General features: G+C 70.4%; 9 protein-coding genes. 3 read left to right on the top strand and 6 right to left on the bottom strand.

Going from position 1 to position 14,647, the window contains the following annotated elements:
- Positions 1–70: 70 nt before the first annotated feature.
- The 4 genes from ACFVIM_RS24480 to ACFVIM_RS24465 all read right to left on the bottom strand — a co-directional run bounded on the left by ACFVIM_RS24480 (position 71) and on the right by ACFVIM_RS24465 (position 6,757).
- Complete coding sequence (locus tag ACFVIM_RS24480; protein ID WP_384305057.1) at positions 71–598, bottom strand: tyrosine-type recombinase/integrase; 528 nt, start codon at positions 596–598, stop codon at positions 71–73.
- Between the two features lie 60 nt (positions 599–658).
- Positions 659–928, bottom strand: coding sequence for a hypothetical protein (locus ACFVIM_RS24475; protein ID WP_384305055.1), 270 nt, complete (start codon positions 926–928; stop codon positions 659–661).
- Positions 929–1,517: 589 nt separating this feature from the next.
- The gene (locus tag ACFVIM_RS24470) at positions 1,518–5,855 is read right to left on the bottom strand and encodes a hypothetical protein (protein ID WP_384305053.1); all 4,338 of its coding nucleotides are present in this window, start codon (positions 5,853–5,855) and stop codon (positions 1,518–1,520) included.
- 2 nt (positions 5,856–5,857) lie between these two features.
- Positions 5,858–6,757 (bottom strand): nucleosidase, encoded by a 900-nt coding sequence (locus ACFVIM_RS24465; protein WP_384305060.1) that lies wholly within the window; start codon positions 6,755–6,757, stop codon positions 5,858–5,860.
- Between the two features lie 172 nt (positions 6,758–6,929).
- On the opposite strand from ACFVIM_RS24465, the gene ACFVIM_RS24460 reads away from it, so the two are divergent.
- On the top strand, positions 6,930–7,469 hold the full coding sequence (locus ACFVIM_RS24460) for a hypothetical protein (RefSeq protein ID WP_384305051.1): 540 nt from the start codon (positions 6,930–6,932) through the stop codon (positions 7,467–7,469).
- 1,022 nt (positions 7,470–8,491) lie between these two features.
- Here the strand turns inward: ACFVIM_RS24460 and ACFVIM_RS24455 are convergent.
- Entirely contained in the window at positions 8,492–9,646 is a 1,155-nt protein-coding gene (locus ACFVIM_RS24455) for a Dyp-type peroxidase (RefSeq protein ID WP_384305049.1), read from the bottom strand.
- Between the two features lie 87 nt (positions 9,647–9,733).
- Between ACFVIM_RS24455 and ACFVIM_RS24450 the strand changes: the two genes are divergently transcribed.
- Positions 9,734–11,086, top strand: a complete 1,353-nt coding sequence (locus tag ACFVIM_RS24450) for a nitrous oxide reductase family maturation protein NosD (RefSeq protein WP_384305047.1) — start codon at positions 9,734–9,736, stop codon at positions 11,084–11,086.
- A gap of 45 nt (positions 11,087–11,131) precedes the next feature.
- Here ACFVIM_RS24450 and ACFVIM_RS24445 read toward each other — a convergent pair whose 3' ends face one another.
- Entirely contained in the window at positions 11,132–11,848 is a 717-nt protein-coding gene (locus ACFVIM_RS24445; protein ID WP_384305044.1) for a hypothetical protein, read from the bottom strand.
- Positions 11,849–12,083: 235 nt separating this feature from the next.
- On the opposite strand from ACFVIM_RS24445, the gene ACFVIM_RS24440 reads away from it, so the two are divergent.
- Complete coding sequence (locus ACFVIM_RS24440; protein WP_384305042.1) at positions 12,084–14,612, top strand: SdrD B-like domain-containing protein; 2,529 nt, start codon at positions 12,084–12,086, stop codon at positions 14,610–14,612.
- Positions 14,613–14,647 lie beyond the last annotated feature (35 nt).

The following is a 14,647-nucleotide window of genomic DNA, read 5'->3' as shown; positions in this document are numbered from 1 at the left end:
ATTATGAAGGCCCCGCCGGAGTTCTCCGGCGGGGCCTTCGTGCTGCGTGACGGCAACGCTGACGGCAACGTCAGCGGACGACGGCTGTAACGGGTTGGTCGTCAGGGTCGCCGTCCTGGCCGCCGAGAGCATGGCCCAGGGCGTCGATCGCGTCACGCTGGAGTCGGAGTCGTAGGTGAGCGTAGACGCCGACGGTGACGCCGATGTGGGCGTGCCCCAACAACTCCTTGATGACGACGAGGTCCACGCCCTGCTCCAGGAGAAGGGGCGCCGTCAAACGTCGGAGGTCGTGGATGCGGATGGGGCGGAGCCTGGCCCGGTCGAGGAAGCTACGGAAGCGGCGGGTGAGGTTGGTGGGGTCGAGAGGCCGTCCAGTAGGGGTGTTGAAGACGAGGCTGTTGTCTCTCCAGTCCGGCCCTGTGATCTCGCGTTCCTTGTCATGCTCGACATCGGCGCGTAGCCACTCTGAGGGGGCGCGCCACCGTGGATGGCCCCACCTCGCAACAGGCGTGGCCCACCTTACCTCCGTACCCGTCGTGGGCAGGCCGTTCCGCGAGGCTGGGGGGGCTCCCGTCGCCCTGCCGAATGGCCCGCCCACAAGCGGCCGGGCCCGCGCGCCGAGCAGCCGTGAGGCTGCGGCGCGCTCGTCCGTGACGGGTCAGCCGACCCGGTGGATGCAGGCGTCCGGGTCAAAGGCGGGGCCGTGCTGGAGGACGGTCAGGGACTCGCGCATGGTGTGGGTGACCGGGCCCATGGTCCAGTCGTCCTCGGTGTCCCGTACTGTGCCGACCGGGGTGACCCCAGCCGCTGTGCCGCACGTGAACACCTCGGTGATCTCGCCGCTGGCGCATCCGGCCCGCCACTTGTCCAGCCAGATCTGGTGCTCGCTCACTTGGTAGCCGAGCCGCCAGCCGCAGCAGCGAGTCACGGGCGACGCCCGGCAGGAGGGCTCCGGTCAGCGGGGTGGTGGAGAGCTCGGCGCCGGTGCCGGTGCCCCGGACAAAGAACAGGTTCATCCCGCCTGTCTCCTCGGCCCAGCGGCGCTCGGCGGAGTCCAGCCACACCACCTGCTGGCGGCCCGACTCCTGCGCCACGAAGATGGGCCGTAGTTGGTGGCGCACTTGACGTCTCCGGTGCCGTCGGGCGTCGCCCGGCTCTGGGTGCGGCTGATCACTGCCGACGCCGGGCGCACGGTGTTGCCGAGGAAGCTCCCGGTGACGAAAGGCTATGACGAGGAAGAGGTAGTTTTCCGACGGCCGCAGCATCAGGTTCACATCCGTGCCGAGTCCTGCGTCGCTCAGGAGCTCTCGCACCTTGCCAAGAGGCTGCTCGGTGGCCATCGCGTTCCTTCCGTCACCCTTCGGTGGACGTCCTCAGGACCATCGACCCTAGCCCGGTCCAGAGATGAGACCCCGCGAGGGTCACCTTGTCCGAGGCTGCCCGGACAGGACTGTGCCGGTCGCAGCGCCTGCGGCCACGGCCATGGGCGGGTGCGAGAGATTCGGTCCGGGCGGTGGCTATTCGTCCTGCTGCTGGAGATGTTGGGCGAACGCGTGTCCGGCTTGGGCGAAGGCGTCCAGGAGGGCCAGGTAGTGGGGGCGAGTGGCGGCGGTGAGGAGGGGGTGCAGGCGCTCGAGCCATTCGGGCATCAGGAAGCCCGGTGAGACCGGCGCGTCGTCGAGCGGGACGGAAAGATCTCGTGCCCAGCGCAGGCCAGGGTCGAGCTGGAAGCCAAGGGGTTGTGACTTCAGGAGACCCACGAGGGCATCCACGCACCGCCGGACGCCTCGGGCCTCAAGGATCCATGCCTCAATGTGCTCGTGTAGGGGATACGCGGACAGCCAGTTCGCGCGTGCCCGCTGGACGACGGAGTCCAGGCGCGTGTCGGAACCGTGGGGGCTGGGCTCGGGCAGAAGCTCGCACAGCAGATCCTCCCTGCCCCGGTGTGCCTGGCCAGTCTGGTCCGTGGGTGGTGGGAGAGTCAGGGCGGTCTCCATGGCGTGCGGCCACAGGGCCGCAAGCGGGCCGACGAGTCCCGGTTCGTAGGTGGCCGCCATCTTCAGGGCCTTCAGGAACAACCCCAGTACCGCTGGTGAGTAGGCTAGTTGGTCGACCATCCCGGTCGCGACGGCGGGTTCGTGGCGGGAGGCGTGCAGGACGGCCGCCGCGAGCGGGGCGATCATGTCGGAACGCAGGTTGTGGAACCTGCCCTGCTTCACGCAGGCCGCCCGGATGTAGGCGTTCAGCACCGCCGGCCGCAGAGCCCTCGCGGCCGGAGCGGCGCAGCGCCCGCCGGCGGCGGCATCCAGTACCGCTGCCACGCTCGGGAACAGCAGATCCAGAGGGATCAGGTGATCCTCCATGGCATCGAGGTCAGCGGTGAGGGCACCCGCCTCGCTGCAGGCCGTGTGCGGCTGCACGGCCGCGCAGCCCTCCTGCTCCTCCTCGGAATACCAGTCAGGGACGATGAGGGGGTTGGAGGGAACCAGCAGGATCTGTTCGAGGACCGCCTCCCAGGCAAGCGTGTGATGGCAGCTAGACGGCGGGGCGGTGCACGGTTCGGCCCACACCACGGCCAGCCCGTCGCAGGTGTACCGCCGCACCTCGTGCACCGGATGGCACGCCGCCACGCGCAGGGCACGAGCCGCCGCTTCCGCCAGGGCCGGGGCGATCCGCGGACCGGGCCAAGGGAGCAGCAGCCGGGGCAGGACCAGCGCCGCCATCCGGCTCCCGCCCCAGGGGTAGGTGGCATCGGCGGCACTTGTCGGTACGCGGTCCGTGATGGCGTGCACAAGCAGCCCCACCGCCCACTCCAGGTCACCGCCGTCCAGCTCGTGGCCTACAGAGGCGGCCATAACGGCCCCGGCGGCCACCGCGTACAGCCCGTCGACGGCGTGGACAGCAACCTCGTCAGAGCCGGCATCATCCTCGAGGTTCTTGGCGGCCTCCCGGGCGGTGCGCAGGTCCAAGGCCATCTGGCCGAGATCCTCGGGCACCGCAGCCGCGGCACGCCGCCACAGGTCCGTCATCGCCTTGTAGGCCGTGATCATGCCGTGCAGCGTGCTCTGGAGGCTGCTGTGCGCCCGCCTCCGTTCGATCCGGTTCACGATGTCGGGGGAGGGCAGGACCTCGATCACCATCGCCCGACCTTCCTGGCGGATGCTGTACCGGTCCCAGTCCAGATGGTCGGCCCAGTTGCCCACCGCCACGGCGTCCAACTCCCCGGGATCCGCCTCCCGCAGCCGGCGCGCCACACCTCGCAGCCGCTCCAGGGCTTCGTCATCGCCCTTCCGCGCGGCCCGGATGACCAGGTGCATGGCGACCTGGCCGGGCTGCGCCCCCAGGAAGGTGTCGCCGGGCAGATCGTCGGGGGACCCGGAGCGGAACAGTGCGCGGTAGGTGACCCGTTGGTTCTCGAAGGACCACACCAGGGGCTGGGCGAGGAAGTCGTCCAGCTCGTCCGTGACGCTGTCCAGGTGGCGTACTAGGACGCTGTAGGCCAGGCCGGCGCCGGCGGCTGTGCCCACCCGGCGCAGAGGAAACTCCGCGGCGTGCCGGAGCGGCATTCCGGCCGCGATCATATGGTGCAGCACGAGATCCAGGGCCATGAGGGCGCTGACGCACGGCTGCGGGCCGTTGAGAGCTCCCTGGTACCAGCCCCATACTCCCGCGCCTCCGGCGTACGAACGCACACCGGTGCCCAGCAGGTCCGCCTCCAGAGCCTGCCCGCCGGGCTCGGAGGTACCCTCCGGCTCACCCGGGACCCACTCGGTGACACCGTCCCAGTACTCCATGACGGGGCCGTACACGCAATCGTGGGCCAGCGCCGACACCAGCGCCAGCCCATGCGGGGGAGAGGCCCGCAGCAGTGCCATGAACGGACCCCGATACCAAGCAGCCTGGCTGCGCAGCGCCAGCCCCTGGTACTCGTGCCGCCCCCGGAACACCTCCCGTCGTCGGCGGTTCCCCTCCTCGGAGCCGGGCTCCGAGCAGTAGTAGCCCGCCGCGAGCCGCAGCAGCAGACCCGGATCACAGGCGGCGAGCGCACGCGCGGGGTCGAAGCGATCCACCACCGGTGCCAGCTCGCGGCGGTTTGTCGCAGCGACTGCCCGCAGCGTATCGGCCCCCCTGTCGTCGAGGTCGCATCCGAGCAACCCCAGTGCCTCGAGCCGAAGCACGCCCCGGCCGACACGTCCTTCGCCGCGCAGCAGGCACTCCCGCACCAGGACACGCACAGGACGGTACTGCGACACATCCGCTCCGGCCGTTTCGAGTCGGGCAATGCCCCGCAGCCAGCTGATCGCCACCTCCTCACGACGTGAGGGCTCATCGTCGGCGGTTGGCGCGAACAGTGGCGTGTGCGCGGCCAGCCACGCGACAACCGGTGCCGCGATGACCGGGTCACAGGCCCCCTCGTCACCGAAACGCAGTTGCACGCACGACAACAACACATCCAGCAGATCCGGATCACCGACCAGGGCACCGGTCAAACCCTCCAGCGCCTGCCCGCACCAGCCTGCCGCGAGCACTGCCTCCCACGGCACCTCCGCCCACCTAGCCCCGTGCACCGCGGCGAGATCCGCGAACCAGGCTGACAGCTGCGCCCACCGGGCCTGGAACGAGGCAGGCCCGCCCCCACGCTGCCACAACCTGGCCTGGCACACGATTCGGGCAGCCCGTACCGCCCACCGGGGGCCCAGCGGCTCCAGCAGGGCCAGCCCGTCCTCCAGCAGCAGCCGCCGCGCCAAGGCGTAGTCCCGTAACACGTCGTGGGTGAACTGGTACTCCTCAGCCCCCACGGCCGACAACTCGCCTACCGGTGCCAGGATGCCGGCCGACCGCAACGAGGCCAACGCCCGCCCCGAAGGCAGGCGCACCCGGCGGGCCGTCAGCCGCCCCTCCGCCAGGGACACCAGGGCATCGGCCCGGTCATCACCCGAGACCCCCTCACTGCTGCGCCCGCCGTGCAGGATCAGGGCCTGCCACACCACGGTGTAGACGTCCGCCTCGCAGGACAGCGAGTCGGGCAGGCGGGCACCGGTACGCGCCGCGCGCAGCAGCAGGTCGACGGTCGTCAGTCGGCCGAGCAGCCAGCGCGACCGGACGTCCTGGGCGATCCGGGCGAGTTCGGGAGCCGCGGACAGGACTTGGGCGCTTTCCCGGTCGTCCAGCGGCGCGAGGGTGAACTCCCGAACCGGGCCTCCCGTCGGTTCGAGCGCCTGCCGCAGGCTGTCGACGGCGTCGTCCCGGCTGACCAGGACAAGCGTGGCCTCGCAGTGCCGAGTCGCCTCCACGGCCTCGACGGCCAGGGCTTCCAGCCCTTCCTGAACGGCCTCGGCGCCGTCCAGGAGCACGGCGCACCGCCGTGGCCCGCCGTCGACGGCCGCCGGAAGGGCACCCTCCAGGATCTCCCGCACCCCGTACTGATGCCCGGCCAGCGCGGGCAAGGCGGCCGCGACGACAGTGAACCGCTGCTTCCGCAGCTCGTCGACGGCGCGCAGCGCCAGCGCCGACTTCCCGGTTCCCGGCTCCCCGCTCACCAGAACGGTCCCGCCGGGCCCGATATCGGTGACGAGCGCTGCCAGGCGCTGAGCGGCCGCACTCCTGTCGATGCGCAGGTCTTCTCCGCCGGTGGTGCGCAGAATCCCCGGGGTGAGCTGGCGCAGCCTCCGCTCCCACTGCACGAACAGCAGCGATCCGTCCGCGGAGTGCTGCTGGACGATGTTGATATCGCCTTCTTGGACGGCATACACGGGTCCGCCAGCGGTGGCGGTGTTGACCTGCACCAGCCGCTCCCGGCCCGGAGGAGGACGGCCGCCACCACCCGCGTCCCCCTGCGGTTCGTCCTGCGTCACCGTCACGCTCCCGGGGGCAGGGGAGGCGGGCTCTGACGGATTACCATCGAGCCCTTCTGGACTGCGTTGACCGTGCCGTGGGTGAGCGCGGTGTTGACCTGTACCGGCCCACCTGTGGACCCCAGCCGGGCCGGGGCCGCGCCGCTGCGCGCGCCTGGCGGTCCGGACGGCAGGGCGGCGATGACCGCCGCTGCCGCCGCAGCGGCGTGGGCAGCGGCGAGAGGCTGCGTCCCGGCGGCGTCGGCCGCTGCCTTCGCGCCGTCCGCGTAGTCACTGAGCCCCCGGATGACCAAGGCATCCATGCCCCCGAGGCTGGCGGCCTCGGCCAGGCCGGCGCCCTCCATCTCGATGGCTGCCGCGTCCTCGAAGGTCCGCTCTAGCTGTTGGCGGACCGCTCCCTTCAGCGTGTTGAGGACCGCCTCGCCGGCCGCGATCGGTTTGAAGTGCACAACGGGCCCGTTCTCCTTCCACAGGAGGCGTACGTTCCCGGGGACCCGGGCGTGCCAGTCCCGGCCGCGCAGGGCGTGCCGGGCCGCCTGGGCGAGCATGTGGGACGAGGGCCAGGACTGAGGGCGAGGGAGCGTGCCGGCGGAGGTGTGCTTGGCGCTCTCGTAGGCGTACACCCTGCTCGCCACCACGACATCCCCGAGCGCCAAGTCGCTCTTCAGTGCTCCCGCGACACCGACGAACAGTACGGCCCACGCGTCCAAGTGCTGACGGGCGCGTTCGGTCGCGACAGCGGTGGGCCGGTTCCCCGCACCGACCTCGGCCAGGGCCACGGAGTGGTCCGTCCCGGTGAGCACTCCCACCTCGAAGATGGTCCCGGCATGCAAAACACGATGCAATTCGGACAAATGGTTTCGAAAAGCTTCGTATTCCAAGCCCAGAGCGGTCAGTACCACCACAGGGCGAGATGTGATATCACTCACCGAACCCCCAAGCGAAGACGACGCCACTATGGATACGAAATTTCCCTCATTCGAATGCACCGGCCTCGTGGTACGGCAGGTCTCCTGAACTCCCGCCGGGCCCGCTAACAATAATAGCGTCACTCTCTGACGCTAAAGGAGCCCCATGGGGGAAGAATCAGTTCCTCTCGCAGCGCTACTTGCCGAGTACCACCAAATCAAAGAGGAGCAGAAAACCAGGATCGGCTTCCGCGACAACCTGCTCTACGTCACCCTTGCCGCCACCATCGGCACCCTTGTCGCCGCCCTGCAGGCCGGACGGCACGCCCCACTGCTGCTCCTCCTCCTGCCTGTTGCCGTCACCGCCCTCGGATGGACATACCTGGTTAACGACAACAAGATCAGCGCCATGGGCCGCTACATCCGCACCAGTCTCGGCCCCCGCATGAACACCCTGACCCAGCTACCGCTGATGACCTTCGGTTGGGAGCACTTCCATCGCGAAGACGGCAGGCGCACTCAACGCCGATCGATTCAGTGCGCCGTCGACCTCGCAGTTTTCACAGGAATCCCCGCAGTAGCTCTGATCGCCTGCTGGTTCAAATCCGGAGACTCCACTCCGATGCTAGTCGCATCCGTCATCGAAGCGGCGGCCGTTGCCACACTCGCAACTCAGATCATTTCCTACACCAGGGCGAGTCACTGAAAAAATCCAGCGGGCAATGAACAGCGCAAGCGAAAATCGAAAGCATGAGCCAATTGAAGTCCCCGGAGAGAAGGCTCCAGGCTTCCACCGAGCTCAAGAAGCCAGCCCACTCCCTCGCGGAGACTGGCCACCCGCAGGTGCGGCATGGCGGGCGGGGTGTCACCGAGGCCGAAGTCTGCGCCGGGCGAAGAGGGTTCGGGCATCAGGCCGCCAGGGTGAGGTTGTCACGGGTGAAGGTTCGGCCGATGCGTGGGACCGGCAGGTGCGCCGCCGGCCGCAGGAGGACAGCGTTGCCGATCTGGCGCGGTGGCCCGGGGCGACGGCACACTCCTCCCATCTCACCGGAGACCTGGGAATCGGCGTATGCCACCTTCTTGGGGACGGGGCTGGCGCACTGGCTCACATCTCTGCATGCCGTGGGTATGAGGAGGGGGTCGTAGGCGGACCGGGCCGAAGGGCTACTGGGCGCGCGGCTTGAGGGCTGACGCCGGGCAGCAGTCGTCGATCCGTCACGGTATGGCGCGTACTACGACTGGGACCACAGCGAAACCGCCATCGGCGCCTGGAAGGTGGCAGGCTCGCGCTGCAGACCGCTTCCCTCTCGCCGTCACCCCCACGGGGCAATGGGTACGCCTCGGCACTTCCGGCGGTCCGAGCCAGACGGATGGCCGTGTGCCCAGAGCAGTGTCGGCGCGGGTGATCTTCTGACATTCCAGAGTCGGGCCGGGTGCGTCACACTGCCGGATCCGGGGACCACTTGGGGACCACACGGTATGCACGGGGCCACATGACCTGCCTCCCAGCGCACAGAATCCGCCCGTGATTAGTCTGGTATATGCAGATAATCTAGGTGGCTCACACTCCTGGGGGCCAAGGGATCGCAGGTTCACATCCTGTCGTCCCGACCAGCGTTTTCGCGGGTCGCAGGCGGTATCGGAGACATCCGGTACCGCCTTTCGCCGTTCCCGGGGGCCGGTTGGGCGCTGTCGGCTGTCGCGGGGGAGACGGGGAGGGGGCGCGGCTCAGCCGAACAGGGGGGATCCGAGCGGGCGCCGCCGGCCGAAGCCGGGGAGGATCAGGAAGGTCGCGCTGGCGGTCGTGGTGGTGAAGGGCAGCAGCGCGTCGGAGGCGTCCATGCGGCTGAGGGTGGCGGTGAAGGTCCGCAGTTCGTTCTGGAAGCTGATGAAGAGCAGACCGGGGGGCTCGTCGGTGCTGTAGGAACGGCGGAGCATATGGCCGACGCCGACCACGGTGGGGTTCGCCCGGCGCACATGGGCGTCCACCGGGATGAGATAGCGCCCGTCGGGAGTCTTGGCGCCGAGTTGGGGGCCTGAGGCGGCGGTACCGCCGGAGAGGGGCACCCCGCTGGCCCGGCGCCGCCCGAAGACCGCCTCCTGCTCGGCGATGGACAGGGCGGCGAACCGTGTCAGGTCGAGCTCCATGCGCCGCAGTACGGCCAGGGTGCCCCCGGCGACCGAGGGGGGTCCGGCCAGCCACAGGTCGCGCTCCTGCTCGGCGGTCGTGTGCGGGCCCACGATGCCGTCGATGAAACCGAGGAGATTGCGCGGTGCGGTGAGGCCCTCGGCGACGGGCACGTCCGTACCCCGGCGTGCGGACTGCCGCCAGCGTTCACGGACGCGGTCACCGGCCCGGTCCAGGAGCGCGGCGGCGGCGACCGGGAGGAGCAGCGGGTCATCGGCACAGATCTGGAGCAGCAGATCACCGCCGCGGGCCCGCGTGGCGATCCGCTCGCGGGAGAAGCGCGGCAGGTCGGCCGCGCCGGGCAGCGCGGGACCGGCCATCCGCACCAGCCGTGGGCCGACGCCGACGGTCACGGTCAGATCGCCCGGGGGCAGGCCCAGCAGTCGTGGGGCGGACCCGGTGGTGAGGGCGCGGACGGTCTCGCCGAGCTCCGCCAGCAGCGGGCCGGGCGCCACGGCGGGGCCGAGGTCGGCCACCAGGGCCAGCAGATTGCGCTGGGCCGTCCGGGGAAGCGTGATGCCCGCCTGGTAGCGGCCCGTCGCCGGGACCGGCGCCGGGGTGGCCGCCGTCGCTGGGGTGGGCCGGTCCGGCCGGGCCGAGTCCGGTGAGCACCCGGCGACGAGACCGGCGGCCACCGTGACCCCGGTGACATCGAGGAACGCGCGGCGGGACGGCGGGCGGTCGGCGCGGTGCATGGTGTGTAGGGTGCCACACCCGTCTTCGTCCATCAGCCCAACTGCCGTGTTCCAGCGGTGACTTCGCCACCGTGCCAGACTGGGATCATGTCTCGATTAGCTCTTCGCGCGACGGCGGCGGTCCTGGGTGTGCTGACGCTGGTGGCCGGTTGCGGCGGCGGCGGTGGTGACGATCGATCGGACCGGGGCCGGCGGCCGGAGGGCGGGCAGGTGACGATCCGGGTGCCCGGCGACGCCCCGACGATCTCCGCCGCGGTGTCCCTGGCCCGCTCCGGTGACCTGGTGCTGGTGGCCCCCGGGGTCTACCACGAGTCGGTGCGGATCGACACGGCGCGCGTCACGCTGCGTGGCGAGTCCCGGGACAAGGTCGTCATCGACGGGCAGTTGCGGCGGCCGAACGGGGTGGTCGTCACGGCCCCCGGCGTGGCCGTGGAGAATCTGACCGTACGGAGGAACACGCAGAACGGGGTGCTGGTCACCGGTTCGGCGGCGGCCGTCTCCGGGCTGCCGGGGAGCGGCGGATACGACACGGGTGACGAACCCGTCAGGCTGCTCACGTCGTTCCTGGTCTCGCATGTGACCGCGACCCGTAACGGCCTCTACGGCATCTACGCGTTCTCCGCGCGGAACGGTGTCATCCAGCACTCCTACACCTCGGGCGGCGCCGACTCGGGGATCTATGTCGGCCAGTGCCGACCGTGCCGGATCGTGGTGCGGGACAACGTCTCCGAACTCAACGCCGTCGGCTACGAGAACACCAACGCCAGCGGCGAGCTGTACGTGGTCGGCAACCGCCTGGCCGGCAACCGGGTCGGACTGACCATCAACTCCGACCACCAGGAGAAACTGCTCCCGCAGCGTGACACCGTCGTCGCGGGCAATCTGATCGCGGACAACCAGCAGACCCGGACCCCGGAGCAGGCCGACGGCGGCTGGGGTATCGGCGTCGGTGTCGACGGCGGCAGCGAGAACCAGTTCCTCCGCAACCGCATCACCGGCAATACCAACGTCGGTCTCATGATCACCGCGACCGCCGACCTGACGGCGGACCGCAACCGGATCACGGAGAACACCTTCACCGCCAATGCCGTCGACATCGGCTGGACGTTCACCACCGCCACCCGTGGTCAGGGCAACTGTCTGCGCGGAAACACCCTGCGTACGACCGTACCCGCGCGGCTCGCGGCCACCGCGTCCTGCCCGCTGCCCGGCACATCGCCCACACCCTCGGGTACTTGGCGGAGTCCCACGGCGCCCGCGGGCATCCCGTTCACCGACGTGGCCGCGCCCGGACCGCAGCCGGAGTTCCCCCGCGCCACCAGCACCGGCGCCACCGCCGTACCGGACGTTCCGGCGCTTCCCAGCGCCGCCGACCTCGGGTCCGTCACCCTGCCGCCGCCGTCGCTGCTCGCCGAGCGCGCGCGGGTGCGGATCTCGTAGGGGGTGGGTTGTCGCGCGGCTCTGATCTACGGACCAGAGGCGTGGCTACCGCGCCGGTCTGAGGCCGGGGACCGGCCGGACGGGGACGTACGGGTGGGTGTCGAAGTCGAACACCACCGGCCGCGACGCGGAGGCGATACCGGCCCGGACCCGGTACATGGTGCCGTCCGGGCCGATCCAGTAGCGCACGGTCGGTGACGTACGGGTCTTGGTGGCGGCCTTCGGCCCGTTGACGATGTCGGTCCGGTGGCCGCGCACCCGGTCCCGTCCGACCCACGCGGCGCCGTTCTGCGGCAGCAGCGCGGCATTGTCCGGCCGGTCACCGCCGAGGCCGAGCGCGATGCCCAGCGAGCTGTCCAGGGACATCCCGGTCGTCCGCAGCGGACGCTTGTACCAGCCGGATACCGGCGGCGACGCCGGTGCGGTGGGCGGGGGGTCCGCCAGGGGGCGGACGAGGACGGTGGTGGCCGTCCACTGGATCAGCCCGTCGCTGGACGCGTCACGCCCGGTCCCGCGCACCACCCCGTAACCGGTGTGGGTGCGGTAGTCGATGGATCCGGTGATGACCAGCCCGCCGCTGGTGCCCGGCACGGTGATCGTCACCGCCCGGCCGCCCGCCTGGTAGTTGAGGAACCGGGTGATCGCCAGGCGGTTCACCTCGTCCGGGGTCAGCGCCCGGGGAGTGGTGGGGCCACCACCGTCACCGAGGAGGGCGAAGGTGAGGGCTGTGGCGGCCGAGACGCCGATGACGGCGGCCGCCACCCAGCGTAACCGCGGCCACCGACGGTGGCCCGCTCCGCGCCCCCGGGCCCCTCGTCCGCTGTCGCCGCTCTGCTTCCTGATGGCTCTGTTGGTCCGCACGCGGCGCGACTGTAACAGCTCTCCGCGGAGGCGCTCCAAAGTACGCGCTTACCAGACATGATGACCCGTCAGCGAGTACGCTCCGGCTGGGATTTGCCGAGTTTGGTGCAAGATCAGGACGAGATAAAGGAATGCGATGCCATTACGTGGACTGGTGCGGATCGGGCTGTCCGGCCTGTTACTGGTGGGGGGCGGCACAGGTGTGATCCTGACCGGCGCCGGGCAGGCCGGCGCCGCGGCCTCCGACGGCACCCTGACCGTCGAGGTGCTGCGGGACTTCTTCGGTACCGGCGTGATCAACGCGACCATGGACGTGCCCCAGCGGGGAATGAAGGTCGACATCACCGATCCGGACGGCGGTCGCGTCACCGGGGTCACGGATGTCACCGGGAAGGTCATCGTGCCGCCGTCGGACGAGCTGACCGGCGGCCGCTACCGGGTCGATGTCACCGTCCCGGCCCCCTACAGCGACTATCTGCGGGCGGCGCCCGCCTCGACCGCGCCGAACCACTTCGACAGCTTCACCTCCTTCGTGGACATCTCGGACGGGAAGGACGCCTCGGTGACCACCGGGGTGTGGAACCCGGCCGACTACGCGCTCCCCGACTCCCGCTACTTCGTCCCGATCCAGAATGGCGCGGGTGCCAAGGACAACCGGGCACTGGTGGCGTTCGGGACCGGCGTCCGGGGCAACTGCCCGGCGCAGGCCGAGTGCCCGGCGGTCATCAACACCCAGGAGCAGGTGGGCACGACCTACGGCCTGGCCTACGACAGATACCGCGAGCAGCTGTTCCAGTCGGCGTTCGCCCGCCGCTACACCGCGTACGGGCCGGACGGCGGTGACGCGATCTACACCGTCCCGGCCGACGGGGGCGACACCAAGCTGTTCGCCAAGGTGCCGGGCGCCACCAAGACCGCGCACGACACCGCCAACCTGATCAAGGACGCCGGGTTCACCGACGTACCGGGCAAGGAGAGCATCGGCGGGCTGGCGCTGTCGGAGGACGGCTCGACCCTCTACGCGGTGAACCTGCTCACCCGCAGCCTGGTCAGCTTCGACGCCACCGGTTCCTCGGCGGAGGCGCCCGAGGAGACCGTGGCCATCCCCGATCCCGGCTGCGCGGCGGACGGCGACTGGCGTCCGTTCAGTGTGGCCACCCACAACAACACCCTGTACGTCGGGGGTGTGTGCAGCGCCGAGAGCACCCAGAGCCGCGCGGACCTGAAGGCCGTCGTCGCGACCTATGACGGCGACGCGTTCACCACCGTACTGTCGCAGCCGCTGACCGCCGAGCGCGGCGCCGTGCTGGCCGGCAACCCCGGCCGCGACCAGGTCAACCACTGGAACCCGTGGAACACCGACCTGGCGGACTGGGACTCCTTCCAGGTGGGCAGCGCGATGATCAACCCACAGCCCGCGCTGGCCAGTATGGCCTTCACCCGCGAGGGGTCGCTGATCCTCGGTTTCCGGGACCGGTTCATGGACGTCGTCAGCTGGGGCGGCCTCGACCCCAGGCCGGGCCGGGACACCCCGCAGCACGGTATGTCCGGCGGCGACATCAGCATGGCCTGCGCCACACCCACCGGAAAGTTCGCGTGGGAAGGCACCGGAAGCTGCCCCGACAACACCACGGACCCGAGCGTCGACGGGGCCCAGCCCGGTGCCGTCGTGGAGTACTTCCCGGGTGACTTCTTCCCCAACGGCGGCTCCGCGACCAACCCCGGGCCGCACCAGGAGTCCGCACTGGGATCCGTCGCCTACATCCCCCAGCAGCAGTGGGTCGTCAGCACCCAGATGGACCCGACGGGTGTGGTCATCACCAACGGGACGGGCTACTACGACGTCACCACCGGCCGTGGCCCCGGCAACGACCCGGCCAAGAACGCCTACCAGTTCATCGGCCCCAACCAGAACGGGTTCGGCAAGGCCGGTGGCCTCGGCGACATCGCGTACGCCGCGGCGAACGCACCCATCCAGATCGGCAACGTGGTCTGGTTCGACGGCGACCGCAACGGCATCCAGGACGCCGGACACGTGCTGCTGCCGGACGCGACGATCAACCTGCTCGACGCCGACGGCCAGCAGGTCGCCACGACGAAGACCAACGCCGCCGGTGAGTACTACTTCGGCGGTGTCGGCGCGGAGTACGAGCTGACCCCGGGCGCGAAGTACACCGTGCAGTTCGATGTGTGCACCGCCGACACCAGCGCGGTCCCGGAGCAGCCGCCCGCCACCGACCTGCGGTTCACCCTGCCCACGGTCGGTGACGACCGGGTCCATGACTCCAATGTGACCCCGCCGACCACCGGCCGGCTGTGCAACGGGTACGCACCGGTCACCGCACCGGCCAAGGCGGGAGGTGTCGACCACACCATCGACGCGGGCGTGCACATCCCGAAGCCCACACCCTCACCGACGCCCACCCCGACCGCGTCCCCGACCCCGACACCGTCCCCGACCGACTCCCCGACTCCGACCCCGACACCCTCATCGACGCCGCCCCCCAACACCCCGACCCCGGAAGGCGGCCGGAAACCGGGCGGTGGCCTCGCCAACACCGGTACCTCCAGCCTGGGCGAGGTGATCGCCCTCGTCGCCCTGCTGCTCGGCGCGGGCGCGACCGTCGTCCTGGTCAGCCGTAAGCGGCGCACCAGGCACCGCTGACCTCCCGCGAACCCGATGGGCCGGTGCGTCGCACC

Source organism: Streptomyces sp. NPDC057638, from assembly GCF_042800315.1.
Classification (GTDB): Bacteria; Actinomycetota; Actinomycetes; order Streptomycetales; family Streptomycetaceae; genus Streptomyces.
This window is presented reverse-complemented; position numbering and strand designations above follow the sequence as displayed.

Bases quoted from the DNA above. Each gene is read 5' to 3' on its own strand.
- ACFVIM_RS24460 (WP_384305051.1), top strand. From the start codon at position 6,930: ATGGGGGAAGAATCAGTTCCTCTCGCAGCGCTACTTGCCGAGTACCAC.
- ACFVIM_RS24455 (WP_384305049.1), bottom strand. From the start codon at position 9,646: ATGCACCGCGCCGACCGCCCGCCGTCCCGCCGCGCGTTCCTCGATGTC.
- ACFVIM_RS24450 (WP_384305047.1), top strand. From the start codon at position 9,734: ATGTCTCGATTAGCTCTTCGCGCGACGGCGGCGGTCCTGGGTGTGCTG.
- ACFVIM_RS24440 (WP_384305042.1), top strand. From the start codon at position 12,084: ATGCCATTACGTGGACTGGTGCGGATCGGGCTGTCCGGCCTGTTACTG.